21 protein-coding genes and 2 pseudogenes are annotated in these 24,952 nt (G+C 70.1%); 4 read left to right on the top strand and 19 right to left on the bottom strand.

Going from position 1 to position 24,952, the window contains the following annotated elements:
- Window positions 1–845 precede the first annotated feature (845 nt).
- A complete protein-coding gene (locus AC51EU_RS00590) occupies window positions 846–1,217 on the top strand; it encodes a hypothetical protein (RefSeq protein ID WP_496264570.1) in 372 nt (123 codons plus the stop codon).
- A gap of 76 nt (window positions 1,218–1,293) precedes the next feature.
- Here AC51EU_RS00590 and AC51EU_RS00595 read toward each other — a convergent pair whose 3' ends face one another.
- Both AC51EU_RS00595 and AC51EU_RS00600 read right to left on the bottom strand, forming a co-directional pair.
- Entirely contained in the window at window positions 1,294–1,914 is a 621-nt protein-coding gene (locus AC51EU_RS00595) for a hypothetical protein (RefSeq protein WP_496264571.1), read from the bottom strand.
- Window positions 1,915–4,725: a DnaB-like helicase C-terminal domain-containing protein gene (locus AC51EU_RS00600; RefSeq protein ID WP_496264572.1), complete on the bottom strand. Its 2,811-nt coding sequence runs from the start codon at window positions 4,723–4,725 to the stop codon at window positions 1,915–1,917.
- Between the two features lie 271 nt (window positions 4,726–4,996).
- On the opposite strand from AC51EU_RS00600, the gene AC51EU_RS00605 reads away from it, so the two are divergent.
- Window positions 4,997–5,107, top strand: coding sequence for a helicase associated domain-containing protein (locus tag AC51EU_RS00605; RefSeq protein ID WP_496264573.1), 111 nt, complete (start codon window positions 4,997–4,999; stop codon window positions 5,105–5,107).
- A gap of 135 nt (window positions 5,108–5,242) precedes the next feature.
- On the opposite strand, the gene AC51EU_RS00610 is transcribed toward AC51EU_RS00605, so the two are convergent.
- From AC51EU_RS00610 to AC51EU_RS00650, 9 genes and pseudogenes are all read right to left on the bottom strand, one after another.
- Window positions 5,243–5,425: a hypothetical protein gene (locus AC51EU_RS00610; protein ID WP_496264574.1), complete on the bottom strand. Its 183-nt coding sequence runs from the start codon at window positions 5,423–5,425 to the stop codon at window positions 5,243–5,245.
- Between the two features lie 4 nt (window positions 5,426–5,429).
- Window positions 5,430–5,825, bottom strand: a complete 396-nt coding sequence (locus AC51EU_RS00615) for a hypothetical protein (RefSeq protein ID WP_496264575.1) — start codon at window positions 5,823–5,825, stop codon at window positions 5,430–5,432.
- A 135-nt stretch (window positions 5,826–5,960) separates the two neighbouring features.
- Complete coding sequence (locus AC51EU_RS00620) at window positions 5,961–6,692, bottom strand: tRNA-dependent cyclodipeptide synthase (protein ID WP_496264576.1); 732 nt, start codon at window positions 6,690–6,692, stop codon at window positions 5,961–5,963.
- Window positions 6,693–6,720: 28 nt separating this feature from the next.
- The gene (locus tag AC51EU_RS00625) at window positions 6,721–7,083 is read right to left on the bottom strand and encodes a DUF6092 family protein (protein ID WP_496264577.1); all 363 of its coding nucleotides are present in this window, start codon (window positions 7,081–7,083) and stop codon (window positions 6,721–6,723) included.
- On the bottom strand, window positions 7,040–7,633 hold the full coding sequence (locus AC51EU_RS00630; RefSeq protein ID WP_496264578.1) for a nitroreductase family protein: 594 nt from the start codon (window positions 7,631–7,633) through the stop codon (window positions 7,040–7,042). Before AC51EU_RS00630 ends, AC51EU_RS00625 begins: the two co-directional genes overlap by 44 nt.
- A 241-nt stretch (window positions 7,634–7,874) precedes the next feature.
- On the bottom strand, window positions 7,875–9,503 hold the full coding sequence (locus AC51EU_RS00635) for an ISAzo13 family transposase (RefSeq protein WP_496264579.1): 1,629 nt from the start codon (window positions 9,501–9,503) through the stop codon (window positions 7,875–7,877).
- A gap of 113 nt (window positions 9,504–9,616) precedes the next feature.
- A pseudogene (locus tag AC51EU_RS00640) lies at window positions 9,617–9,886 on the bottom strand (transposase); the annotation flags it as partial.
- Window positions 9,887–9,950: 64 nt separating this feature from the next.
- The gene (locus tag AC51EU_RS00645) at window positions 9,951–10,451 is read right to left on the bottom strand and encodes a hypothetical protein (protein WP_496264580.1); all 501 of its coding nucleotides are present in this window, start codon (window positions 10,449–10,451) and stop codon (window positions 9,951–9,953) included.
- Window positions 10,452–10,501: 50 nt separating this feature from the next.
- Window positions 10,502–11,893: a helix-turn-helix domain-containing protein gene (locus AC51EU_RS00650; RefSeq protein ID WP_496264581.1), complete on the bottom strand. Its 1,392-nt coding sequence runs from the start codon at window positions 11,891–11,893 to the stop codon at window positions 10,502–10,504.
- 706 nt (window positions 11,894–12,599) lie between these two features.
- Between AC51EU_RS00650 and AC51EU_RS00655 the strand changes: the two genes are divergently transcribed.
- The gene (locus tag AC51EU_RS00655; RefSeq protein ID WP_496264582.1) at window positions 12,600–13,628 is read left to right on the top strand and encodes a helix-turn-helix domain-containing protein; all 1,029 of its coding nucleotides are present in this window, start codon (window positions 12,600–12,602) and stop codon (window positions 13,626–13,628) included.
- Between the two features lie 530 nt (window positions 13,629–14,158).
- Here the strand turns inward: AC51EU_RS00655 and AC51EU_RS00660 are convergent.
- From AC51EU_RS00660 to AC51EU_RS00670, 3 genes are all read right to left on the bottom strand, one after another.
- Entirely contained in the window at window positions 14,159–14,650 is a 492-nt protein-coding gene (locus tag AC51EU_RS00660) for a hypothetical protein (protein WP_496264583.1), read from the bottom strand.
- A gap of 482 nt (window positions 14,651–15,132) precedes the next feature.
- Window positions 15,133–15,939, bottom strand: a complete 807-nt coding sequence (locus AC51EU_RS00665; RefSeq protein ID WP_496264584.1) for a DUF6042 family protein — start codon at window positions 15,937–15,939, stop codon at window positions 15,133–15,135.
- Between the two features lie 691 nt (window positions 15,940–16,630).
- Complete coding sequence (locus tag AC51EU_RS00670; protein ID WP_496264585.1) at window positions 16,631–17,296, bottom strand: TetR/AcrR family transcriptional regulator; 666 nt, start codon at window positions 17,294–17,296, stop codon at window positions 16,631–16,633.
- 98 nt (window positions 17,297–17,394) lie between these two features.
- Here AC51EU_RS00670 and AC51EU_RS00675 point away from each other — a divergent pair, with 98 nt between their 5' ends.
- Window positions 17,395–18,969, top strand: coding sequence for an FAD-dependent monooxygenase (locus tag AC51EU_RS00675; protein WP_496264586.1), 1,575 nt, complete (start codon window positions 17,395–17,397; stop codon window positions 18,967–18,969).
- A gap of 337 nt (window positions 18,970–19,306) precedes the next feature.
- Here the strand turns inward: AC51EU_RS00675 and AC51EU_RS00680 are convergent, their stop codons facing one another.
- The 5 genes and pseudogenes from AC51EU_RS00680 to AC51EU_RS00700 all read right to left on the bottom strand — a co-directional run bounded on the left by AC51EU_RS00680 (window position 19,307) and on the right by AC51EU_RS00700 (window position 24,617).
- Window positions 19,307–19,912 carry a hypothetical protein gene (locus tag AC51EU_RS00680; RefSeq protein WP_496264587.1) on the bottom strand — a complete coding sequence of 202 codons (606 nt, stop codon included), beginning with the start codon at window positions 19,910–19,912 and terminating at the stop codon, window positions 19,307–19,309.
- 107 nt (window positions 19,913–20,019) lie between these two features.
- A pseudogene (locus AC51EU_RS00685) lies at window positions 20,020–20,554 on the bottom strand (AfsR/SARP family transcriptional regulator); the annotation flags it as partial.
- A 328-nt stretch (window positions 20,555–20,882) separates the two neighbouring features.
- Complete coding sequence (locus AC51EU_RS00690; protein ID WP_496264588.1) at window positions 20,883–21,209, bottom strand: MFS transporter; 327 nt, start codon at window positions 21,207–21,209, stop codon at window positions 20,883–20,885.
- A gap of 514 nt (window positions 21,210–21,723) precedes the next feature.
- Window positions 21,724–23,016, bottom strand: coding sequence for a helix-turn-helix domain-containing protein (locus tag AC51EU_RS00695; RefSeq protein WP_496264589.1), 1,293 nt, complete (start codon window positions 23,014–23,016; stop codon window positions 21,724–21,726).
- A gap of 389 nt (window positions 23,017–23,405) precedes the next feature.
- Entirely contained in the window at window positions 23,406–24,617 is a 1,212-nt protein-coding gene (locus AC51EU_RS00700; RefSeq protein ID WP_496264590.1) for a 4-hydroxybenzoate 3-monooxygenase, read from the bottom strand.
- Window positions 24,618–24,952 lie beyond the last annotated feature (335 nt).

The raw sequence follows: 24,952 nt of genomic DNA on the forward strand, positions 1-24,952 counted from the left end.
ACGGAGCGTTGTGGCGTCGCATCCGCGACGCCGGGCTGGCTGGGAAGGAGGGGGTGACGCGCCACGAGCGCGGTACAGTTTCCTCAGGTGTGCTTGGCGGTTGCGTCCTGGTCGCGCCGGCTTCTCTGTGTAAGCCTCTGACCTGGTTTTTTATGGCTTCTCTTGCAGGTTCTGGCTTTGCCGCCTGTGGCTGGCTTGCCTCTCGGCCGCTTTCCCTGTGCTGTTGTTGGTCTCAATCTCTCACGACCGGTACAACTTTGGCAACCGGTTCTTCGATAACGTTCCGTCATACTGTACCGTCTAAATCTGGTCTAGTCCACTTCAAGCGACCGAATGAATTCTGAGGGATTCTGAGGGATTCTGAGGAGCCTCCGAAAGGCTTCTATTTTTAGAGAGTTGACTTCCACTCAGATTCGTTGCCTGCGACTTGCGTTACACAATACAGGATTTCGCCGAACAGTGGAAGTTGTACCGCCATTCTCTTCTCTGTCGCGAGCTCAGCATACAGCGGAATAAGAATTCTCCTGTGGCTGCCATCGTGACTGGCTGGCAGCCTGCCCTTGGAATTACTTGGTTTGAAGGGCTTGATGGGATTGCAGGAACTATGTCGAAGCGGGCCAGAGGGACCGGGCGCAGCTGGCGGTCGCGGTGCGGTTGGGCGGGGCGTTGCGTCGCTCGGGCCGGGTTTCGGTGCTTCGTCGTTGTGCCGAAGCTCGATAGTTCTCACCGGCGGAGCCGAATAGGCTGACAAAAGAGCCGGGCCGAAGCGGCCTGGTCGTCACCTGGGAGGCAGGCTACTTGTCACAGACGCTCAAACAGCAGCCGTCCTGTCACCGGGTCGAGGTGTGACGCGCGACGGGCTCGTCGGGATGCTCGGCGAGCAGACCATGGCATGTGGACCTGCACGCGACGCGTTGATCGCTGGCGGAACCTTCATCGTCTGGGACGGCCTGGTTCCTGCCGACCGCCTCGCACACACCTACCGAACGCGGCTCCGGATCGCCCAAAAGCGCGGCCAGTCGACGCTGGCCCTCGCCGCCACCGTCGACCTCCTCTTCCAGGCAGCAGAACGCCCTCTCCGCATCGGGCGCATCGACGCGGCAGACACGCCCTGGACATTCATGCTCTTCCTCAACGCCACCGCCACCGCGGTGCTGGCCTGCACCGGCGTTGCCAGAAGCGAGTCCCCCGCAGAGCCAGCCACTGACGCGAAGTGACAACGCGCCTGCCTTGGTGACAGCTGTCGCGCTTCGGCTCAGTGGTCTGTGGGTGGGGGCAGGTGCCGAGGGGCTGTCAGGCTCCGAGGCCGATGTGGGAGACGTAGGTGTAGGCGCCCCAGTCGCTGTCGAGTTCGGCGATGACGTCGTCCCAGAGTTCTTCGAGTTTGTCGACGTCGCCGGTGACCATGGCGTCGACGGCTTCGTCCCAGATGTAGCGGACTTGGAAGCGGCGGACGCGGAGGTTGTCGCGGCGGCGGGTGGGGATGACGACGTCCTGGTTGATGGGGTGGATCTCGATTTTGGTGCCCTGGCCGGCGCGGTTGAGGTGCTGTTTGAAGGCGCCAGGGTTGGCCATGACGTTGTGGGCGCGCAGGTTCCAGTAGGCGGTGTCGATGACTTCGAGGCTGGCCGGCTTGGGCGTCTGGGTGCCTTGGGTCCAGCGGCGGATGGTGGCGCGGCTGGCGGTGATGCCGGCGTCGGCCAGGGCCTGGAGGCCGCCTTTGTGGGTGGTCAGGTACTTCATCCGGGCCAGGCGTCCGCGGCGGGTGGTGACGGGGGATTTGATGCCGCCCTCGGTAATCATGCGTTCCAGGGCGTCTTCGAGGGCTTGGCCGAGGGCGATTTTTCCGTGGACGTTGCCGGGGTCGAGGTTGGCGCCGTATTTGCCGAATTGCTTCCAGCCGTCGGTCGACATTTAGTGGCCACTCTTCCTGGAACGGGGCAGGGTGTACTGGTCCTTGATTTTCAGTTCCGTGGTGAGACGGCCTTCCTTGAACACGGTGTGCCAGTCAGTGTCTCCGGTGATGTGGAGTTCGTCAGTACCGCGTACGCGGACGATGGTAAGGCCGTTCTTGTGGGCGCGGTGGGCCTTGAACCAGAGGTTGGCGAAGGCTTGGCTGCGGATGATGTGCATCCAGTCGGGTCGGCGGATGTCGCGGTTGACGCTGGATTCGCCGATGGTCGAGACGAACTTGGAGTACATCGCCTTGATGTATTCGAGGGTGGTGTCGTCGCCGTTTTGGATGGCGTTGTTGCGGGCTTCGGTGAGGACGCGGCGGAATTTCTCCAGCAGACCCTCGGTCGCACCGGAGGTCCACGATTCGGTGATGTGCGGGGGCTCGCACAGGCCCATCTTGGCGCACCGGATGAGGAGGCGGATGGTGGCACCGTCGAGGAGGACGGGGCCTTCTTCGCGGCGGTTGCCGATGGGGTCGGGCAGGTCGGGGTGGTCCCAGGTGGGGCGGGCCGGGAGGCGGTAGATGCCGGAGCGCTTGGGGTCGAAGCCGCCGTCAGGGTCGTGCCGCAGGCCGCCGATGGGCAGGTGTGTCTTGAACGCGGACAGGTAGGAGGCGTTGGTGTCCAGCGCGGTGACGGAGACGGTGGCGCCGCCTTGGAGGCGTTCGGTGAGTTGGGTGTTTTCCCATTTGTGGCGGCCCTCCCAGATCTCGTCCACGCCGTCCTTGGTTTTCTTTCTCAGGAATTCGAGGGTTTCCGGGTAGACGGTGTGCTCGTAATTCCCGCCGACGCGAGTCGCCTCGAAGAGCGCCATCCCGTTCGGAATCGCTTGTTTCACCAATGCCTCGGTGGCGGCCTCGGTGTCGCCACCGTGCTCCTCCAGGGCGCGTTCAACGGCGTCGGTGATCATCTCGGTGAAGTAGCTGTAGTCCCGCCCGGCATAGGTCGAGCTGCGCGGCGCAGCAGTGGGCGCGCTGGTGGGTGGTGCGGTCGTGCCGGCTGCCGGTACAAGCCCGGCGTCGGTGGCCGGCGACGGTGTCTGCGCCGCCTGGGCCGAAGCGGCGGTGCTGGCCTGTGCGGGCGGGGGTGCGGGGGCGGTGGGCTCAGCGGAGGTGTGGGAGGCGCTGAGCGGGGCCTGGGCGGGCTCAGGCGCGGCCGCAGGCACTGATACACCCTGAGAAGCCGCAGGGGCGTTGTGGGCCGTCTGAGGGGCCGTGGGCGGGGATGTGGGGGCGCTGGTGGTGGGGCGGTCGTCGGTGGAGGGTTTGAGGGCATCGTGTTCGGCTGGGGTGAGGTCTCGGACGCCGGCGTAGGGGTCGAAGGGGGTGTAGTCGGTGAGGCGGGCGTGGGCGAGGTCGGCGGTCAGGGTGACGGTGGCGAGGGGGCCCAAGTCGCGTTCGATGACGGCGAGTTCGGTGCAGGTGCCGTTTTGGGCGCGGGTGCCGTCGCTGGTCAGGGTGAGGGTGAGGTCGGCAGCGAGGGACTGGAGCAGGGCCGGGTCGTCGGTGTCGAGGGCGGCCAGGACCGGCAGGTGATGGGTGCGGGCCAGGTGGGCCAGGGCCTGGACGGCGTCGGCGATGGCGGTGGGGCCTGAGAGGGGCAGGCGGGGGTCGTAGACGGCTTGGAGGCGGTCGACGACCAGGAGGGCCAGGTCGGGGACGTCGGGGACGGTGGAGGCGATCGCGGCGGTGGTCAGGTCGGTGCCGTCGTCGATGAACAGTGGTGCGCTGGTGAGGAGTTGGGAGGTTTCGGCGACAGCCTGGCGCTCGTCGGGGGTGAGCGTTCCGGCGCGGAGACGGCGGTAGTCGACGGGCGTGTGCGCGGCGATCGTGCGGGCGAGGACGTCGGCGCTGGTCAGGCCCGAGGCTGCGTACAGGACAGGCAGGTGGTGGGTGAGGGCGGTGGTGCGGGCGGCGGCGACGGCCAACAGGGAGCTGCCGGCGCCGGGCGCGCCGGCCACGAGGTGGAATCGGCCCGGCTGCAGACCGCCCAGGGCCTCATCGAGGGCGGTCAGACCAGTGGGCAAGCCCGGGAGGGTGGGAGCGGCGTCGTCGCGGTCGGTGGCGTCGGAGGCCGGGCTGGGGGTGGGGAAGGCGGCAAGGACTTCCGCGAGGGGGGCGAGACGCCGCCGGGGTGTTGGTGGTGCGGCTGCGGCCGACGAGGCGGCATCGGGCGCAGCAGCAGGCGCGGGGGCGGCAGCGGAGGCGGGGTCGGCCGGTGGGTTGGGCCCGATCGGCTCGACAGCACTCGGCACAGCGGGGGCGCCGGCCTGGGCCGAGGCCGCATCAGGCGCAGGCCGTTGCGGGGTCTCGGCGGGGGCCGTACCGGGCACGGCGGAGGCCTTCGGAGTGCTGGTGGAAGGCGCGATGTGAGGCACCGAGGCCGGGCCGGACGGTACGGGAACCGCCGGGGCCGCGGGCTCGGCGGCGGGCAGGCCGGCCGCAGCCGGCCCGGGGACGGCGGCGGGGCTTGTCCCGGCGGTGTCAGGGATCAGGACGGCGACCGCCGTCTTGTGGCGGCGCAGCACCTGCGGGGAGCCGTCGGCAGCCGCCTGGACGAGCTCGCCGAGCTTCTTGCGGGCCTCGGCCGTCGGCCAGGCGGGGGCGGCTGTCAGGTCGACGCCGGCTTCCTCGGCCGCCTGCGGCGAGACCAGCAGGGCTCGGTACTCCCGGCCATCGCCCTTGCGCGTCAACGGCGTGGACAGGCCCTGGCCGGTTGCCTTCACCAGCTGCGGCAGCATCCCGCGCGCCTCGTGCACCGTCGACGGCACCGGCCCAGCCGACGACGCGACCTCGGCCGACGGTACAGGATCACCCGACCGCGCTGCCCCGCCCGGCGGCACATCCTCCTGCGGGACCGTCTCCTCGGACACCCCAACACCCTTCATCCGGTGGGCAAGACGCAGCACACCGGCGAGCGGGGCACCCGCACCCCGGTGTTGTAACGGCAAGCCTAGCGGTACACACGCGCGGACAGGTACAAAATTGGGGAACAGGGAGCAGGGACCCGACAGGGACGCTAGAGCGGCAGAGCCCCGCGCCGTGAAACTCGGCGCGTGGATCTCCAACCAACGCACCCGACAAGCGTCGCTGCCGGCGGACCGGATGGAGATTTTGACCAGTCTTGGGGTGGTCTGGCCCCTAGCATGGTGAGTGGGTGGGCACCTCTCCCCGAGGTGCCCACCCACTGTCATGTGCTGGGCTTGTAGCCGGAGCGGCGTGTGATGGTCTGCACGAAAGTGGCATGGTCATTCGTCACACATGTCACCACCGATCGGCGGCCACGTGTCAGTAGTTGTGGGCACGCAGGGTTTTGCCCAGGATCTCGCATACCTCGGCCATGAGGTCATTCATGATGTCCCGGTGCTCCTGTCTGCAGGCGGGGCCGACGGCACTGCGGGCGAGGAACTCCCTCGTGAGGGTCCCGTTGAGGGCCTGGAGCGCCCCGAGCGCTTCCCTGAGCGCGGTCATCCACTCATCGGCGACGGCCTCCAGGACGGCGTCGTCCGCACTCGTCCGGGCTCAGCGTCTCGGAACGGGGCCAGCGGATCGGGTGGTGCAGCCCGTGGCCTCGCCCGTCGCTGCGTGCCGGGCCCTGATGTGCTATCGGAGCGTCCGCCGTCGGCTCCGCAGGGCCGCACTGGTTGCGCACGTCCTGTGCGGCCAGCGCCGTCTCCGCATCGCGGCCCTCCGGGCGCAGCACGGCCCACTGCTGCTCGGTGAGCCTGGTCAGGATCTGCGAGACCGTGCTCTTGCCCAGGTTGGCCTGCTCGCTGATCCTCGCCGCCCACAGCGGCTCGTGTGCCGGCGCAGCCAGCAGCAGACGCAGCGCCTCAATCGTCGGGCGGGTCATGCGAACGGGGTCTGTCACACACCACACCCCGATGACCATAGGTCAAGAATGAACTACGGCCGCTCAGCAGCCAGATCCCGGTGACAGCGAGATGACGAACAGCCACTGACGCTCTCGCGCAGATCATCACCCGCATCGACCGCTACCGGCACCTCAAGCGGCAACCGGCCCGCCCCGTTCCTCGCCTTCACCGGGCCGGACGACCACGTAGCCCTGGCCCGTGGCGGCCTGGTACCCCGCGCCCCCACCGGCGAAGTGCACGGTGACCGGGGTGAGCATGTGGTAGCAGAGCACCGAGGTCGCGACGCCGAAGACGCCGGGGGAGTCCACGAACAGCGGCGCCTCGGCCATGACGTACTTCATGCCTGCCTCAAGGTGCACGTCGGAGATCCCCTCGCCGTCCGGGCGGTTCGCGACGACGGCGCGCACCATGTCCCGGCAGACCGAGGCGAAGGGCTCGTCGTACTGGACGGCCTGGTCCACACAGGCGCGTACGGCCTGGTACTCGGGGGTGTCCTGGATCTCGGAGAGGGGCCGGACGCGGAAGCGGGCGATCTCGGGGCCCAGGCTCTCCGTCGCCCGGTGGAGGCGGCGGCGTACGTCCTTGAGCGTGCGCTTCACCGACTTGGCGGCCTCGCGGGGGTCACGGCCGTCCGCGATCTGCATGGCGTCGATGTGGGTGTCCACATAGACGACGTCCGTCATCTTGAAATAGTGCGCGGCCCACTGCAGTAGGGCCGTGAGTCGGTGCTGACTGAAATAGCTGTTGCCTGTGCTTATCCCTATGAGGGCGTGCTCGCCCATCTTCCATAATCGCTCGGACTCCTCACCGAGGGCTTCTGACTGCATGCCGTGGGAGTCGCCGAGGGGCACGGTATTCAGCATGCCGGGGAATCTCTCATTCCTCTTCGGTTCACGCGGATTTCATATTCTTCAGGGCGTCGACCAGGCGCATGCATACGTCGTCAAGGATTCCGGGAAGCAGCTCATCGCCTCCCATCGGACTGAACATCTGGTCGTCCAGGCGGCGGCGAACGGCGCTGAGTTCCGGGGTGCTCACGCCGTTCTGGTCCAGGGTCTCCAGCGCCCGTCGGGCGCCGTCGAGGCAGCGGTACACGCCGTACTCGGGCGGCTCGTCGAGAAGCCCCCGTGCGCTGCTGAGCAGATACGCGGCAAGGAGGGTGACGTCCTCGTGCAGCCGGTCCGGCGCGGCGGACGGCCGGTTCGGCACCTCAGACGGCCGGGGTCGTGGCGGAGTGGTTTCCCCAGACTTCATGGCTGACAACCTCCTTCTTGTCGCGGCGTTCGGACGGGGCGGGCGGGCTCGCGGGCCGGCCGATCGGTACGATCAGCACCGGCTCGATGTGCTCGGGAAGGCCGAGCAGCGCGCCGACCGCGTCCTTGCGGAAGCTGTGCACGGGACATCCGCCCAGGCCGACGGCGTGCGCGGCGAGGAGCAGGTTCTCCACCGCCATGGCCACACAGAGCTTGCTGGTGGCGTGGATGTTCTCCGCGGCCGCCGGAGAGTGATGCTTCGTCAGGCTCTGGTCGACGCAGGCCAGGACGCAGAACGCGGGGATCCCGATGATGCCGGGGGAGAAGGCCCGCAGCCGCCGCACGGCCGCCGGATCACGTACGACGACGAAGGACCAGGCCTGCTTGTTGGAGGCGGAGGGGGCCGCGAGCATGGCGTCGAGCAGTTGGTCGATCACGGAGTCGTCGACCGGCTCGGGTGCGTAGTTGCGGACGACGCTGCGGGTGCGGAGGACGTGCAGCGCGTCCGGTAACTCCCCGGGTGGTGAATCCTTCTGGGGATTCTTCGACATGCGTTTCCTTTCAGGTAGGGCCTTCGGGATTCCCCGGGCGAGGGATTCTGCTCGTGGTGCCCAATTCTTTTCGTGTGCCGTCCAGGAGTACTCAAGCGAGACTCGAGGCGCATCAGGTATGGGTACCTAATCCGGCATCCCAGGGCCTTGAGCTATTCGATCTCTGGAGGATTGTTTAGCACGTTAACAATCGTTCACGCAAGGACAGGTGGGTGAGGGAACCCTTAGGGCTTGCAGATCATTAACACGTTGCGTTGGTCTTCCCTTCGGGATCGCTGCTCTGGGAGAGGACCCGAGCCTGGAGGGGCACGAGGGCAGCCGGTGGGGTGGTCACCGGTTGGATGACGACTCCGTGGGCCTTGAGGAGTTTCCTGATCTTCAGGAGCGTGCGGTGCACGGCTGTGCGGCTGCTGCCGAAGAGTACGGCGAGGGGTTCCGCTGCCAGGGCCAGGTGCAGGTGGAGCACGGTGACCAGGACCTGATCGGGGAAGTCGAGCCGGGGCGGGCGGCCGCGCCGGTCATCCTTGTCCGGGGTCAGTGCCTGCGTGAGGTCGGTCAGTTGCTGCGGAGACATGCCGGTCAGTGCGGGGTCGGACAGCAGGGACTCGTCCCACTCCAGCGCTGGTGTCTGCGGGACCCCGGCCGCAGGGACGGCCGGGGCCTGCTGGGGATGCAGGGTGTAGTTCCAGTCGCCGTGGAAGGCATGCCGGGTCAGCGGCAGAGCCGCCATCTCCGCGTCCCTGATCTGTACTCCGGTCGGGTAGACGTTGTTGTCGAGTTCGGCATGGACGCGCAGTCCGGTGCGGGTGGTCGTTGCGGAGATGGACTGGACGATGACTTCGTGGCTGGTCAGCGGGCGGCCCCGCCAGTTCATGGTGATGTGGGAAAAGAGGCGGTGTTCGATCTTGTTCCACTTCGATGTGCCCGGCGGCAAGTGACAGACGGTGATCGTCAGGCCCGTCTCGGCGGCGAGCCGGGCGAGTTCGAGTTTCCAGGCCCGGGTGCGGTAGCCGTTGGAGCCGCCCGCGTCGGCGGTGATCAGCAGCCGTGTCGCCTGCGGGTAGGCGGCCTGTCCCTGACCGTTCCACCAGCGGCGGATCGATTCCACCGCGAACGCGGCGGTGTCGTGATCGGTGCCGACGCTGACCCAGCCGGTGTTCGCCGCAAGATCGTAGATCCCGTAGGGGATGGCCTTGCCCAGCTTCGGGTCGGCGAAGTTGTGCATGTTCACCGGCACCGGATCACCGGCCGGGCGCCACTGGCGGCCGTCGTTCCTGAACTCGCCGACGAGCTCCTTCTTCTTGGTGTCCACGCTGATGACCGGCTCGCCGGCGTCCCGGTGCATGCGGGCCTGCTCGTTGAGGTAGCGGAACTGTGCGTCCCGGTCCACATGCCGGCCGCCCTCGAGCGTCTTGGCGTTGGCCTGGAGGCTGAAGCCTTCCTCCCGCAGCAGATCGGCGACGGTGTCCGCGCTGACCCGGTGGCCGGCCCGGGTCAGCGCCCTCGCAAGTGCGCGGGTCGATTTCACCGTCCACCGCAGCGGCGACATCGGATCACCCCGCTCGTCCGGCTCGACCAGCGCCAAGAGAGCCGGCCGCAGTCCCGGATCGAGTTCCACGACTCGCTTGCGGCCCCCGCCCGGACGCCGCACCCGGCCCAGGGGCTCCTCACCGGCCTCCAGCTCGAGCACGCCCTTGCGGACCGTCGTTTCACTCACCGCGGCCGCCAGTGCGACGGCCCGGACGCCGCCGTGCCCCAGGACACGGGCCTCGGCAGCCAGCAGCAACCGACGCTGCCGCTCGTCGAGATGCGGGAACAACACCGCAAACTTCACTGAGAGTTGGCTACGAGTCTCGTCCGGGATACGCATACCACACCAACGAGCTCCAGAACGGGAAGCAACACCTTGATTCCCTGCAAGCCCTATTAGTCCTGTCCCGTAAATGATCTACGGCGTGACGGCTGACCAGTGTTGATTCCCGGTCATCCAGCGAGGGTGAGGTTGTGGAGGCGGGCGATGCCGAGCTGGCGTGGTGGACGCCGTCGCCTTTCAGGCGGCAGTCGCGGAGGATCTTCCAGGTCTTCATGCGGGCGAAGGCGTGCTCGACGCGGGCGCGGACCTTTGCGGTGCGAACGGTTGTGCTCTTCTTTCCAGTCCTGGAGTTCGGCCTGGCCGCGTTCGCGGCGGTGCGGGATGACCAGGCCGGTGCCGCGGTAGCCGCCGTCTGCGATCACCGTGGTCTTGCCGACGGCGTCCTCGCGTTTCACGGAAAACCTCCGCTGGTCGTCGGGTACCGGTTGGCGTGGGCGTGTGGTGTCAGCCGGTCTGCCGCGGGGTGGCAGGGGTCCGGGAGATGATCGTGCTGAGGGTCCCGGTGTAGGTGGTACCCAGTTCGGTCACAGTCCCGGGGAAGGGGCCCGGGCCGTGGCGCAGGGCGCTGACGTAGTTCTCGGGCAGGAGCACACGGTCGCCGACCTCGAGCGTGCCGGGGCCGTTCCAGCGGTATCCGTAGCCGTCGACGGTGACGGCCTGGTGGCCGTCGACTTCGAAGCGGCGGTTCTTGGCGTCGAGTTCTTCCCGCAGGGTCCGTATCTGGTGCTCAAGGTGTTCGACCTGCGCGGTCTCGGCCCGCTGTCTCCGCTCCCTTTCCTGCGCCCGGCCGGTCTGAAGGCCCTGCTCATAGGCCTCCACGAGGGCTTTTTCGTGGTCGGTGGTGTGGAGTTTGCAGGCGAAGCCCGGACCGGAGAACTGTGCACGGCAGGGGTTGCCGGACTTGGTGGGGCGGCCGCAGGGCCGGTGATGTTGTTGTTCGAACACGGGGACTCCTCACATGATGGAGCGGCGGCGGAGGTGTGCGTGATGGCGCTCTACAAGGTGGTTGGCAGGGAGATCACCGGCTGGGAGACGGGCTGCGGTATGCAGGCGGGAGGGGTATGGCCCGCTTGGGCGCAGGACAGGGTGAGGAGTTGGAGGTAGCCGAGAGAGACCGGCCGTCCGGGGAGCTTGCCGGTTGCCTGTTCGAAGCGCTGGAGTGTGGCGGGTTTGATGTCCAGGTGGCCGGCGGCGTCATGGAGGTCGAGTCCTGCGGCCTCGCGGGCTTCCCGGAGGGATTCGGCGTTGTCGTGCCAGATCTGTGGCGCCGTCTCGGCGGTGTCCCGCGCGACGCCGGCGCGGGCTGTGGCGAGGACGGCCTGGGTTCGGGCGGTACTGGGTCCGAGCAGGAACCGGGCCAGCCGGGCGGCGTCGGCCTCGTGGTCGGCGTCCTCGTTCCAGGGCCGGGAGATCTCCTCGTAGACGCGGCCCCGGGCCGTGGCGCAGTCCTGGCGCTCGCCTGAGTCGGCGGTGGCGTAGGTGGAGTGCAGGTCGCTGGTGCAGGCCGGCGTGTGGTCGTTCGCGAGGCTGCTGTCGCGGTACTCGCCGTCAGTCTCGATCCCGGCAATGACGTCCCGGACCTGCCGGCGTTCCTGCGGGGAGAGGACACTCGCGAGTGCGTCCGCGGCCTCTTGGGCTTCAGGCCGGCCGGCGGGCTCGAAGCTGCCGCCCCAGGCGTGGAGCGCGTCTTCTCCCTCCGCCTTCCGGAAGGCCACGTCGATGGCTTCGAAGGTGTGCGGGCTCCAGGCGTGCATCATCAGCATCAGTTCCCGCACGGCGCGCTGGGCGGCCGGCTCCGTCTCCTGGACGGCCCTGCTTCGGTGTCGGCGCCGGGTTCCGGTCATCCAGTCGGTGAATGCCTCGGGCCGGCGGGGGTCGGACGGCTGGGCCTCCACGAACCAGCGCACCGCCCTCACGACGCAGGTATGCGCGTGCTGGATGGCGGCGTACCAGCCGAGCAGTGCCTCCCGGTAGTCATCCGCATGCCGGTCCTCGGCGAAGACAGCGGTCCTCGTACGACAGTGCTGCGGGCACTCCGCCGCACTCACCCGGTACAGGGCGGAGCGGGTCTCGGGAAACGTCAGCAGAGCAGCATTCAGGTGCTCGCGCTTGGGGCCGCGGTCGCGGCGCGTTTCGAGCCCGTCGTCGAGGAAGACCCGGAAACGGGGTTCCTCACGCCAGTGGGCCGCGGATCTGCGGACCCTCACATCGTCCTGCCACGCTCCGGTCGCGATGACCTCCCGCAGAGACAAGGCCACGTCCCTGCGCAGTTCCTCCCCCAAAGCGATCAGGACCGGCAGACACTGGGGATCGTCCCCCAGTGCGGACATCACCAGGTAGATGTCGTCGTGACGGTGATGATGACCCTGGAACACGAACGCCCCCATGCGATGCGGCAGACCTTGGTACGGCTGCCCGCGAAGCCGTGGAGCGCCGTGCCTTCATCCTGCACCACGGCTCGGACAGTCAGGCTCGTGGTCCGCCGCTCCGCCGACCCGCAGTCTCCGGACCCGCCGATGACATGACCGACGGCCGGCAGGCCAGCCGGAGAACCTCTTTGTCCAGGACGTCCGGGAGAGGCTCGGCCGTCTCCCGGAGCCGGTCCAACGGTGAACGGGGCGACTGCGGTGAGGTCCTCGGCGGGCAGGGCCCTGGAGGCGGCGTACCGGGCGCGGGCATGACGGTCGGGCCGGTGGTCTCGGGGTGGACGGGGGGGTGTTGCGGGGGCGGGCCAGATCTGTTCGCTCCTGCACTCTCGCACGCGGTGTTCTGCCGCCGAGCGGACGGTTCCGCGGGCGGTTCGAGGGGCAGGCGCTCCGGCCGAAGCCGGGAGGGCAGTGCAGGGCGGTCCGCCGTGGCAGCCCGCGCGGTCAACGGCGGCGGGTGGCGCCGGGAGCCGGTCTTCCCTGGCCCGGGAGCCCCGAAGGCTTCCCTGCGGCCGCCTTTTCACGCATCCCCGCGCTGCGGGTTGAATCGACCCGCCAGGAAAGACGCATCGCGCCGGAGGAAATAGCATCCCCCCGACACTAAATGAGTACTCAATGAGTGCTAATATCGATAGGGAGGGTCGGTCGGACACCTGAAGGGGCACGCATGGCCAAGAAGTCGGCGGACAACGCGGTGAAGAGGCGCCGTGCAGAGCTGAACCTCACTCAGCAGGAGGCAGCCCGGCGCGCTGATGTGTCTCTGGCAACGTGGCGGCGCTTCGAGAACAACGCGGGCGGCTCCGGCGCGCTGGACGGGTTCCGGGCGGACAACCTGCAGGGACTGGCCCGGGCTCTGAAGCTCAGCGTCACGGCGCTGAAGCAACTGGCCGGCACCGAGGGCGTTGCGGACGCCGAAGAGCATGCCGGGACCGATCAGCAGGTCAGCGGTGTCGTGCAGTTGTTCAACAGGTCTTTCACCGGTGATCCGCTCACCCCGGCAGACGCCATGGCCCTGGCCAACACGGTCGACTTCTCCGATTTCGCTCCCACCCGGGACGGCAGGCTGCACCTGGACACCTCGTTCAGCTACGAGTTCGCCGCCTACCTGAAGGGCGAGGCCACGATCCGCGACGTCGGCCTGCTGTGCGACCTGCCCGAACTGGCTCTCACCCAGGTCAACAACCACTGGCTGGTGCGCATGGGCGAGCGCATCATGCGCATCGGCGGCGAACTGGGCGAAGGGCGCGTCCCGCGTCCGCAGTGCCTCGCCGACGAGTACGCCCTGTGGATCGTCATCAAGAACACCGACCCGCCCCAGATCAGCGACGTCCTCGACATGTTCCCCGGCCTCCGGGCCGCGGAAGACGTGTTCGGCTACGACCCCGACGCCGGTGAACCCGACGACAAGCACGCGATCCGGGAGGACTGGATGAACCGCATGGTGGGCGGCCTCCTCCCGCCGGACGAAAGCCATGGCCACCGGCGCTACGACCTGACCCTCATGGAGGTGTACGGGCAGGGCGTCTACGACCCCGGCGACCCCCGGCACCCGCTTCGCTGGTTCGACCGGGACGACCTGCGTGAGCGGTGCGCGTCCGAGATGGCCTTCGTCAGACTGACGAAAGAGGAACAGGAGGCCCGGACCGCCGAAGCCCTCAACCGCATGTCGGAACTGCTGCGTCCAGGAACGGCCTGACCGCGGTGGTCCGTTCAGGCCGCATGTGCGGAACGGAGGCTTTCAGCATTCTGCGGGCGGCGACCAGCACGCCCGCCGGGACGGTGGCGGCCGCAGAGCAGTACCGCGTCCGAAGCCGTCCTCCTCCGTAGCGCCGCGGCGGCGCCGGTCCGCCGGCGCCTCGGCCGGAGTTGGTCCCCGGTGTTCCCCGGGCGGACAGTGCCGGTCGCGCCGGGCCGGATGCTCCCGGCCGAAGCAGCACCGTGCCGGGCTTCACGGGCGCGGAAGCCTCCACGGCTCGGTCCGCGCACGGGCCTGGTCCGCGGGTGTCTCCCGCACCAGGTGGTAGAGGTTCTCGAAGTACTCCTGCCAGCGGTTCTGATCCGGCATGGCGTTTCCCGCCCGCTTGGCCCGCTCCGCCTCCACCAGCGGCCTCATCCCTTCCCACACCGAGACCACCGATCCGGCCGGATATCCGGAGAGACCAGAACGGGGATGGCCACGGTGCGCACCCAATCCTCGAGGAACTCCAGTTCGTTGGCGGCGATGGCTCACATACCGGTGTGGGGGTGCTGAAGGGACACGGTCGGCCACACGGAGAAGGGGATGCGGGCGCCGCGCGGGGCGCTGGCGAGGACGTCGCCTTCCCGCAAGGGCAGTCCGTCACCCGGCTGGGGCCCGTGTCTGAGAGGAAGGGCGACGGCCAAGTCGCTGTGCGGATCGTCGGGGTGCACGGCGCCGAGCCGGGTCGCCGCGACAGCGGGAGCGGGAGCGCGGTGCTTGGCCACGTTGGTGTAGACGGCGAGGAGCCGCAGCGGATGCTCGTCGGGGCTGCGGCGCTGGAATGGCTGCAGCCGCTCGATGCTCTGCGCGAGCGGCGTGCCGGCGTTCAGCGGCGGAAGCTGCCGTCGCCTGCGGTTGCCGAACCACTGGGCGAGGGCGGCGGCGTCACACGCGGCCGGCATCTCCACGCCCTTCGCCTCTTCTTCGGTCAGGGGCCGCCCGAGAGCGGCCTCGACCTCCGCGTACAGGGTGTGTTCCAACGCGGCCGCAGCCGGGTGAGGGCGTCGGCCACGAGCCGGGGATCGCCTGTGGGAGCGGGGCGACCTCCTGGAACACGATGTCCACACGGTCGCCCTTGCTCACTTGCGAACGTGATTGTCCCGTGCTCGGTGTAATCGTGCGTCAGGCGCGGCAACCGCTCGATCGTGTGATCGACGTGGGCCAGCGTCCCCACCACATGCTTCTCACCCGACGCCTCACCTGGTGTCCCTCGATGAGGAGTGAATCAGGCCAGGTTCGAGTACCGCTTCCAGACATCTCAATGGAGAACTTACCCGGGCAACAGCATAAGACTCGACAGTTGGGGTTCGTTGCGCTCCGCATCCGAGCGCCTGGCTCGTTGAGGTCGAAACACGCTGTCGTTGAGGGTGCCGTCCCTGTCCCGGGGGCGCTTGGTCAGACCGCTCTCGGGCAGGCTCTGCTGGGGGTGTCGTCCGGGGTGCCGGCCGCGTCGGTGACGGTCTCAGTCACGCGTCGTGCTCAGGTGCATCCGGGTCTCGTGGAAGTGGTCCCAGTCCATGACCAGTCGGAAGCGTTGATGCGCCTCCAGTCGTTCTGTGTCGGCCCGTTCCTGTCCTCGCTGTACCTGGGCGTCACCGGCCTCGACGAGCTCCGCCAGGGCGATGCGGACGTCGTCGGCGTCCTGGCCGGTGGCAGACGCGAGGCGGTCCAGTGAGGTGAGCACCTCCTGCGGCTCGCCCAGGTCGTTGGCCAGGTGCTTGATGAGCGTGTTGACGAGTGGTTCTGTGCGCATCGTCCGGCGGATCCCGTCGAGTCGTTTGGTGAGGTCGGCGTCCAGAGGCAGCACGTCGTCGGGCAGCGGCAGTGCGGCGGGCATGGACCATCGGGTGCCGTCCGGTGTCTCTTCGCGGGATGCCAGGCCCCACGTCAGGTAGAGCTCGGACAGGTCCCGCACGGTCGTGGGCACGGGGTAGCCGGCGGCCGTGAGCATGGCGCCGAACTGCTCCCAGCGGTTTGCCTCGGATGCTTCACGTCCCTCCGGGGCGTCCTCGTAGTCCCATTCCTCGTCGGGCCACGAGAACGTGAGCGTGCCGTCGAGGTCGCCGCCGATCATGTCCCAGTACCCGCCGAAGGTCTCCTGCAGGAGATCGTCCAGGGAGCCGGTGAAACCGGACAGGCTCGCGGTCCCGATCAGCATCGTCAGCGGGAGCCCCTGGCGGGGCAGGACGTGGTCCCAGCCTGAAGCCCACCAGTCGTTGTGCATCGCCATGTCCCGGCGCGGGCCGGGCGCAGAAAGGCTGTCGGTCATCCGGTCAGCTCCTCCTCGAACAACGGTCAGACGCTCGCAGCGTACGCACTGCGGCCGCCACTGAGACGCGTAACGTGGGGTCGTGGGGTCGTGGGATCGGGTGACTTCACAGGGGCGGGCCCGGGAAGTCATGGCTGATTCTCCGGAGCCCGTGGAAGCGAGCCGAGTGACCGCGGCGCGGGTCGTACATCGCTCGGCCGCCTGGCCGAACTGCCCCGGCTCGGTGGCGAGGGCGACGCCGGTGCCGGCCTCGTCCTGCGTCGAGCCGGTGGTGTCGAGCAGCAGGCCGCCCGGCGGGCCGCCGACCGGTTCGGGGTAGCGACGGTCCGGCCGCGGCCCGGCTGGTCGTGGTCGGGGTATTGGGCCCGGCGGCGCAGCAGTTGTTCGGTGTGAGCCTGCGGTTCGGGGGGATCGCGCTACGGATCCGAAGCCGTGGGGCAAGAAGCTCGCTGCCGGTCTCGGAGTGCGTGCCGAGGCTCTGTGCGGCTGGATCGGCCAGGCCGGGGCAGGCACCGGCGGACGCGATGAGCGGCTCACCGCGGGCGGGCGGGCCGGGGCTCGTGGCCCTGTGCAAGGGTGTTGCGGCAGCGACTTGGTGATCAATGCCCTGGGCTGCCAACGGGGCTCCGGCCGCGTTGGCTTGCCGGCAGCCGGTGTTCCCCTGGCGGTGTCCGCACGGACGGCCCGGCGTTCAGTCCGAGTGGGCCGAGCCGTCGCGGGTCAGGCAGCCGATCAGCTGGGCGAGCTGCCCGGCGTAGTGCTCGACCAGTTCGGGTGAGCTTCCGTCCGCGCCGAACAGGCCGCGGGCGAGCTGGGGGTAGACGGCGAGCGCGTTGGCTGCGCTCATCTCGATGAGCAGCAGCGCGGCCGGGTCGAACCTGTCGTCGAGCTCGCCGGCCCGCTGGCGCGCGCGGATCAGTTCCACCTCGTGTTGCAGCCGGGCGTTGCGTTCGGTCGTGTGCTCGTCGTCCTCGCCGGTGTCGGCGAGTCCGTCCCAGGCCAGGAGGCGCCCGCCGAGACGGGGGTCGGTGCTGGCCCGCACATAGCGCTTGATCATCTCGGTGTGGTCCGTGTCGTCGGGGATCTCCTCGGCCTCGTAGGCCCGCCAGCGCCGGCCGATCTCCCGGTACAGGCCCTCCTTGCCGTCGAAGTAGTACGAGATGAGCTGCTGGTTCACGCCGGCGCGTGCGGCGATCTCGGACACCCGGGCGCCGGCGAAGCCCTTGGCGGAGAAGACCTCGGTCGCGGCGTCGAGGATGGCCGCCTTGGTGCGCTCCGGGTCGCGCTGCCGCTCGTGCGCCGCCGGCGCGCGCCGCGTTGCCCGTCGTGCGTTGGTGTCGCTCTTCTTGCTGGTCATGGCCGGGATTCTGCCATCCGCACAACTTGATCATCCAACTGGTTGACTCGTTCATCTGGATGATTGATTCTGTTGTCATGCATCAGCACAGGACTCAGGTGGCTGTCATCGGGGGCGCCCTCACCGGGCTGAGCGCCGCCGTCTTCCTCGCCCATCGGGGCATCCGGGTCACGGTGGTGGAGCGCCACCCCGGCCTGCTCTCCCACCCGAGGCTGCGCGGCATCACCCCGCGGACCGTCGAGGTCCTGAGTCAGGCCGGGCTCGGTCCGTCGATCCGCGAGGAGAGCTTCAGCGGCGGGGACGACGACTTCGTGCTGGTACGGGCGGACACGCTCGCGGACGAGTACGCACCGGTCCAGGAGGCCACCCCGGCGGAATTCGTCGAGCCCCGCGCCTACAGCACCTCGGCCTATACGGGGATCGACCAGGACCGGCTGGAGCGCCTGCTGCGCGACCGTGCCCGCGAACTCGGCGCCGTCATCCGGCACTTCACCGAGGTGACCGCCCTCGGCCAGGACGACGACGGCGTCACGGTGGCGGTCCGGGACCGCGCGAGCGGCGACGAGGGAGCGATCCGCGCGGACTACGCCATCGCGGCCGACGGGTCGAAGAGCCGGATCCGCGCATGGCTGGGGATCGGGGCCGACGGACCGGGAGTGCTGTTCCACACCATCTCCGCGCTCGTGGACGCGGATCTCTCGGCGGCCGTGCGCGGCCGCCGGATCGGCCTCGCGTACCTGCAGAAACCGCGCCCGTTCAGCACGATGATGCCGCACGGCGACGCGGGGTCACGATGGTTGTTCGGCACCGGGTACGACCCGCGGCGCGAGTCGGTGGCGGACTTCACCACCGAGCGCGTCGCGGACATGGTGCGGGCCGCATCGGGCCTGGAGGACGTCGAGGTGTCGCTGCGGCCCCAGATCCCGGGCACCGACATCACCGTGCTCGGTTTCCCGATCGGCGCCCGGGTCGCGCGGTCGTACCGCTTGGGCCGGGTGTTCCTGGCCGGGGACGCCGCGCGCATCCAGCCGCCCACCGGCGGCTTCGGCGGGAGCACCGGAGTGCAGGACACCCACAACCTGGCGTGGAAACTCGCCGCCGTCCTCACCGGACGGGCCGGCCCCGGGCTGCTCGACACGTACGACACCGAGCGGCGCCCCTACGGCGAACTCGCCATGCGGCAGGCGTTCGCCCGGTTCGGCGACCGGATGGCCGGCGGCACGCAGGTGGAGATGCTCGACCACTCCGCGGTGACGATGGGGTTCCGGTACGCCTCGGCGGCAGTCCCCGGCAACCATGAGACCACCCCGCTCCCCGCCGTCGAACTGCGGGCGCAACCCGGCACCCGGGCGCCGCACCGCCCGACCGCGGACGGCGGTTCCACCCTCGACCTGTACGGCGATGCCTTCGTCCTCCTGGCCGGCCGCGAGGACCGGGGGTGGTCCAAGGCCGCGCGGGACCTGAGCGCGGAAAGGGGCGTCGACGTCCGGTCGTACGTCCTCGGCACGGACATCGACGTGGAGAACGGTGAGGAGGCGCACGGTATCGGCCCGCGCGGCGCGGTGCTCGTCCGTCCGGACGGGTTCGTCGCCTGGCGCAGCCGGTCCGCCGCGACAGAGCCGGCCGCGGCCCTCGCCGAAGTCTTCGCCGCCGTGCTCGCCGAGCGGGACTGACGAAGGACCGACGGCGGCAGGCCGATCGCGAACGCGCCGCCGGGCGCGCGACGGCCGGCGTGCCCACAGCAGGTCCGCCCGGTGCCGGCCGGCTGCTCATGACCGGGTGCTCACCGGCTGGGCCGGAGCCGGCGCGGCTTCCACAACGTCGGCGGTGCAGCGGGGGGCCGAGAGGCGGACGGGCGTGCCGTCCCCGCCGGCAACCCGCCTACGGACACGCACGGGCGCGCCGCACTCCTTCCCGCGGAGCGAAGGCGCCGTGCTCCACCTGCTGGAGTGCCGCAGCCGCCTCGAAGAGCGAACCTTGCCCCCGGTTCCACACCGGCGTCGTCTGCGCTCACCCGGAGAAGACCGAGCGGCACGGGCGCTGCCGCCAGCAGCCGTACGCCCGCGAGGGGGAAGCGGGCGGCGATGGGGGCGATGGGGACGGGCCCGGCCAAGGGGCGGGTAGGCCGGCGTAGGCGACGGTGAACGCGGCGTCGTTGCCGCCGGTGTCGGTGACGACGCCGCCGATCCCGTACGTGGGGCCGGCGGGGAGGCCGGGGCGCTCGGCCTGCTCGGGCGTGAGCGGCACGGTGGTGCGGTTGGTCGTGGTGGTCTCGTCGCCGTCGACGGTGGCATTCTCGGGATGAACGTTGGTGACGGTGAGCTCGAAGCGGTCCCCTGCGTGCGCGTGCAGGCGCATGTGGGCGAGGAGCTCGCCCGGGGTGCGCGGGACGCCGCGCAGGGCGGGCGGGATCCGCTGCGGGACCTTGACCTGGTGGGTCTCGCCGATCCGGATGTCCGGGACACGCACGCCGGCCTCCTTTGGGGGTGCCCAGGGCATGTTGCAGGTGGCCAGCGCGGCGGCGCGCGCCGCGGAGAGGTTGCCGGCGGCCTTGAGGGCGCGCTGGTGGCCGAGGTGGAAGCCGTCGTACGGAACACATAGCCCCAGCTCGCACACCCCGACCACCCCGGTCGAACCGCCAGTTCCGCCTCGCGGCAAACCTGTTGCACCCGGACCAGCCGGCACCCCGCACACCAGCAAGCCCTCCGGGCGTCACGGGGGTGTCAGGCCGCGAAGAGGTTGAAGGTGGAAGTGCGCCGCGAGCCGGCGTTGACGTCGAGTTGGGGGTCGACGCAGAGAATGGCCTGGTGCAGGCGCTGCACTTGCGGTGAGGGGTCGACGCCCAGCCCCTCTATCAGGCGCGCGCAGCCTGCGGTAGACCTCCAGGGCGGCGGCCTGCCGGCCCGAGCGGTACAGGGCGACCATGGCCTGCGAGTGCAGCCCCTCGTGCTGAGGGTGGCGTGCGGTCAGTTCGGTGAGTTCGGAGATGAGCTCGAAGTGCCGGCCGAGCCGCAGATCGGCGTCGATACGCCGTTCGACGGTGCCAAGGCGGCTCTCCTCCAGGCGCAGCACCTCGATCTCCAGGACGGGCCCGACGCGGACGTCGACAAGCGCGGGTCCGCGCCACAGGTCAAGGGCCCGCCGGAAGTGGTCGGCGGCCTTGTGGTCGTCTCCGTCCTCGAAAGCGGTGCGGCCCTGGGTGATCAGTTGCTCGTACTGGTGAACGTCGACGGAGTCGGGGGGTATCTGCAGCCGGTAGCGGTAGCCGTCGGAGACCTCGGTCCTGGTGCCGAGCAGCATGGCGCCGGCGAACAGCACCATGCCCAGGCTGGCCACGGTCCGGTTGCCGAACCTCTCCATCAGTTTCGGTCCCGTCCTCGCGACGACCAGCAGTCCCGTCATCATCGGGGCGAGCCGCAGCCCGGTGCCGAACGGGTCGTTGCCCCGCACCGTCTGCAGGTACTGCGGCACCACGAACAGCAGGCCGGTGACGACGAGGGTCGCGACAACGGCCACCAGCGTGTTCCACGCGAAGGAGCGGTTGCCGAGGAGGCTCATGTCGAGCATCGGGTGCTCGGCCCGCCGCTCACGCAGCACAAGGGGCCGCGATGACCATGCCCGGGGTGCCGGCGAACACGCCCAGGACACTGCCGGCCAGGAAGATTCCCAACCCTGTGACCAGCAGCCTGCGTCGGCCGAAGCGATCGCCGAGCAGCCCCGCGGGCAGCATGCACGCGGCGAAGGCGACCGTGTACGAGTCGACGATCCACTGGAGCTCGCCTGTGCTCGCACCGATGTCCGCTGCCGTCGTCGGCAGTGCGACGTTCAGTTCTGCCGGGTCGAGGCCGAGCACGAGAATGCTGACGATGATGCCGACGAGCGCCCACCACTTCGTCTTCTGCGAGTTCCTCATCACCCCTCCGGCCGAGAGTGTCCGTTGTGCGTTGCCGCCACCGGCTGACAGCTCGCCTCCCATAGCGACGCGTCGGGACGCCGGCCGGGTGGCGCCTTGAGGCGTTCTCCACCGGCCTTCGAGAATCGTCATGAAGGCGGCGGCCGAGCGGGGTGCTCCGGTCGCGGCCGGCCGGCGCGCAAGGCCCCGCCTCCGGCTGCCCTGCGGATGGGGGGCCTTCTCGGCCGGTTCCGGACACGTCCCTTGCGGCGCGGCCTCCGGCCACCGCTCCCCCGCCGTCCCCGTCCCGGATGACACCCGTTCGCCTCCCCGGCAGGGCCCCCGCCCGTCCCACGTCTCTCCCGCCACCCTGAACCCGGTCCTCCCGCCGCTGCCTCGCCCACCGGCCCCGGGGCGGGGCGGGGCGGGGCGGCAAACGGGCCTTTGAGGGCCCGTACGGCACACAGCGCACCCGCCGGTCGGGGGCAGCGGCCCGGCGTCCCTGCCCCCTCTCCCCGGTGGCCGGCCCCGGATGTCACCCGTTCATGGCGTGTTTCTCCGCTTGGTGGCCGGCCGTCGGCGCATGGCCGCACCGGACGGCTGCCGAGGGATCACCGTGGGCAACGGGCGGACGGGGGCCCGGCAGGGCGCCCCCGGAGGGGCCGCCGGGGGTGGAAGCGGCGAGCCCTCCGATGACTTCGGACCCGTCGTATGCGCCCACCTGGACCGCGTGCCGCGCTCTGCCACGCCTCGCCTGCAGTTCCCGGCAGCCGGAACAGCTGAGCGGTTCCAGGCGTAGCTGTGACTGCGACGGGGGCCACCGGGGCGGCGACGGGATTCCGCGGAAGATGACGTGCATGTCGTCGTCATCGGTGTCGAGGAGGTCCAGAAAGCTGTTGTCCGCCTCGAGGTGGCGGTCGAAGTCGGCGATGCTCACGCGGGGGTGCGCGGCCATCCACACCGCGGCGGTCCGCAGCGCGAGCGGGAGGTAGCCGCACCGCAGGGCCACACGGGCCAGTGCCGCCGGCTCCGCGCCGGCCCGGCGGGCGCCGATCACGGACCGGAGCAGGTCCACCGCGTCTTCGGGGGCCAGCGGGCCGAGTGTCAGGCGCATCGCCGGATCGGGCGAGATCTGCATTCTGGCCAGGTGCCAGCGGCTGGTCACCAGCACCGCGCAGCCGTCGGACCCGGGCAGCAGCGGCTGCACCTGCGCGGATGTCGCGGCGTTGTCCAGCACCACCAGAATGGACCGGCCCGACAGCAAGGACCGGTACATCGCGGCCCGTTCCTGTTCGTCGTCGGGGATGCGGTCCGAGCGGACACCGAGCGCCCTGAGAAATCCGCACAGGACGCGCCCGGGGTCCAGCGGGCCGTCCGCGCGGCCGTCACCGTGCAGGTTCACGAACAGCGTCCCGTCGGCGAAACGGTGCGCCGCGGCGTGGGCGCACCGCAGGGCCAGGGCCGTCTTGCCGACGCCGGGCAGCCCGTCGACGCACACCATGGGCACCCTGCCCGGGGCACCGGCCCCGCCCACCAGCAGCCGCTCCAGCCGGGCCTGGGCGTCGTCCTGGCCGAACAAGCCCCATGGGGCGGCGGGGAGCTGGGCCAGCGGCGGCCGTCCGCCCGGCCGGGCCCTGCCCGCGGCCGCCAGGGCCCGCTCGGTCAACTCTCCTCCGGCGCCCAGCACTTCGTCGCAGGCCTGCGCCAGCTCGACGCTCATCGGCTTTCTGCCGTTCTCCACCTTGGAGAGGTAGCCCTTGTCGTAGTGCGCCAGTTCCGCCAGCCGCGGTAAGGAGAGTCCGGCCTTCCTCCTGTACCACTGCAGCAACTGGCCGTCGCTCCCTGTGGGTCGTGTCACCTCCGGCACGCCCCCCTGCGTCCGGGGCGGGCGGTGCGCCGGCCGCTTGCGGCGCGCACCGCCTGGTCGTGGTACGGAACGGTTCGTGTCGGTGCGGTGACTGTGCCGCGGCAGCCACCAGCCGGGGGGCCGGCCAACGGCGGGCGGGCCGCCGTGCGCGGTAATCGGCCGGACCGGCCACCCGGATACCAAGAGTGATCACTCATGTACGGGATGATCCCCCGCCGCGCAGGAGCTCGCAATGGGACAAATGGGGTGGCGGTTGTGTCGCGTGGAATCCGGCGGTTCGTGGGGCAGCCGGGACGCCAGCGGCGCCCGCGCAGGCCGTCGCGCCGGCTCCCGGGGCCGGGCGGTCCCGGTCATGCGCGCTCCACGGGCCCCGCCGGATCGGGCCACCCCGTATAGGCCTCGGCGAGGAAGGCCGACCCGGCGGTGGAGTCCACCACCGAGGCCAGCTCGCCGAGCTGGCGGCGGATGTCGAAGTCGGCCGAGCCGGGCACGCGGTGGAGCATCGAGGTCATCCAGTAGGAGAAGTGCTGGGCCCGCCAGACGCGCCGCAGCGCGCGGGGGCCGTACTCGTCGAGGAGCGTGCGGTCGCGTTTGCCGACGGCGTTGCGCACCACCTCCGCCAGTACCCGCGCATCGGCCAGGGCGAGGTTGAGGCCCTTGGCGCCGGTGGGCGGGACGGTGTGCGCGGCGTCTCCGGCCAGCAGCATGCTGCCGTAGCGCATGGGCTCGCACACCAGGCTGCGGAACCGCAGGACCGAACGGCTCGTGACCGGCCCCTCCTTGAGGGTGAAGCCGTCCGTGCCGCGCACCCGCGTCTGGAGCTCGGTCCATATCCGGTCGTCCGGCCATGCCCGCGGGTCCTCGTCCGGGTCGCACTGGAAGTACATGCGCTGCACGCGCTCGGTGCGCTGGCTGATGAGTGCGAACCCCCGCTCGGAGTGGGTGTAGACGAGTTCGGCGGCGCTGGGCGGGGCCTCGACGAGCACGCCGAACCAGGCGAACGGGTACTCGCGGTAGAAGTGTGTGCGCGCGGCCTCGGGCACCGCGGACCGGCACACACCGTGTGCCCCGTCCGCGCCGACCAGGATGTCGCAGCGCACCTCTTGCGCCGTGCCGTCGGCGTCGGTGAACAGGATGCCCGGGCGCTGTGTCGTCAGGTCGGCCACCCGGGTTCCCGTGACGCCGAAGCGGACGTCGCCCCCGTCGCGTTCGCGCGCGTCGGCGAGGTCGGTGAACACATCGGTCTGCGGGTAGAGCCATACGTTCTCCCCGACCAGGTGCTGGAAGTCGATCCTGTGGCTGGTGCCGCGGAAACGCAGTTCGATGCCGGCGTGCGGCCGCCCCTCGCGCAGTACCCGGTCGGAGACCCCGCTGCCGGTCAGGAGACGGACGCTGCCCGCTTCGAGGATGCCCGCGCGGTGGGTGCTCTCGATCTGGGCCCGGGTGCGGTGGTCAACCACTGTCGAGTCGATGCCCGCGCGGGCCAGCAGGTGCGAGAGCATGAGGCCCGCAGGTCCCGCGCCGACGATACCGACGGTGGTCCGCGTGAGGGGTGACGGCATGGCTCGTCCCTTCCGGTTCGGTGATCGGCCGGTCCCGGGATACGGTCGGCGCACGGCGGTCCGCGGCCCGTCCAGGAGGCGGAGCGGCGGTGACGCACCCGCTGTCCGGCCGGTGCCGGGAACGGGGCACGGACATCGTCCGTCACCGCCGTCGTGGTGGACAAGATCGGGCGGTTTCCGGCCGCCCGGGGGCCTCACGCGTGGCGATTCGTACCCGGTTGCCCGCTGTGCGGACAACCGGGCAACCACTTGCGCCCCGCCCGACGGCTGGCGAAGCCTGTGCCGGGGAGCCCGACCGGCCTACGGCTCTTGTGCGAAGCGCCCGGCGGCCGCGA

It is taken from the genome of Candidatus Streptomyces philanthi (assembly GCF_059553635.1).

Excerpts from the sequence above, each read along its gene's own strand:
- AC51EU_RS00595 (WP_496264571.1), bottom strand. The coding sequence starts at position 1,914 with ATGTCGACCGACGGCTGGAAGCAATTCGGCAAATACGGCGCCAACCTC.
- AC51EU_RS00610 (WP_496264574.1), bottom strand. The coding sequence starts at position 5,425 with ATGACCGCGCTCAGGGAAGCGCTCGGGGCGCTCCAGGCCCTCAACGGG.
- AC51EU_RS00620 (WP_496264576.1), bottom strand. The coding sequence starts at position 6,692 with ATGCTGAATACCGTGCCCCTCGGCGACTCCCACGGCATGCAGTCAGAA.
- AC51EU_RS00625 (WP_496264577.1), bottom strand. The coding sequence starts at position 7,083 with ATGAAGTCTGGGGAAACCACTCCGCCACGACCCCGGCCGTCTGAGGTG.
- AC51EU_RS00630 (WP_496264578.1), bottom strand. The coding sequence starts at position 7,633 with ATGTCGAAGAATCCCCAGAAGGATTCACCACCCGGGGAGTTACCGGAC.
- AC51EU_RS00635 (WP_496264579.1), bottom strand. The coding sequence starts at position 9,503 with ATGCGTATCCCGGACGAGACTCGTAGCCAACTCTCAGTGAAGTTTGCG.
- AC51EU_RS00650 (WP_496264581.1), bottom strand. The coding sequence starts at position 11,893 with ATGGGGGCGTTCGTGTTCCAGGGTCATCATCACCGTCACGACGACATC.
- AC51EU_RS00655 (WP_496264582.1), top strand. The coding sequence starts at position 12,600 with ATGGCCAAGAAGTCGGCGGACAACGCGGTGAAGAGGCGCCGTGCAGAG.
- AC51EU_RS00665 (WP_496264584.1), bottom strand. The coding sequence starts at position 15,939 with ATGACCGACAGCCTTTCTGCGCCCGGCCCGCGCCGGGACATGGCGATG.
- AC51EU_RS00670 (WP_496264585.1), bottom strand. The coding sequence starts at position 17,296 with ATGACCAGCAAGAAGAGCGACACCAACGCACGACGGGCAACGCGGCGC.
- AC51EU_RS00690 (WP_496264588.1), bottom strand. The coding sequence starts at position 21,209 with ATGAGGAACTCGCAGAAGACGAAGTGGTGGGCGCTCGTCGGCATCATC.
- AC51EU_RS00700 (WP_496264590.1), bottom strand. The coding sequence starts at position 24,617 with ATGCCGTCACCCCTCACGCGGACCACCGTCGGTATCGTCGGCGCGGGA.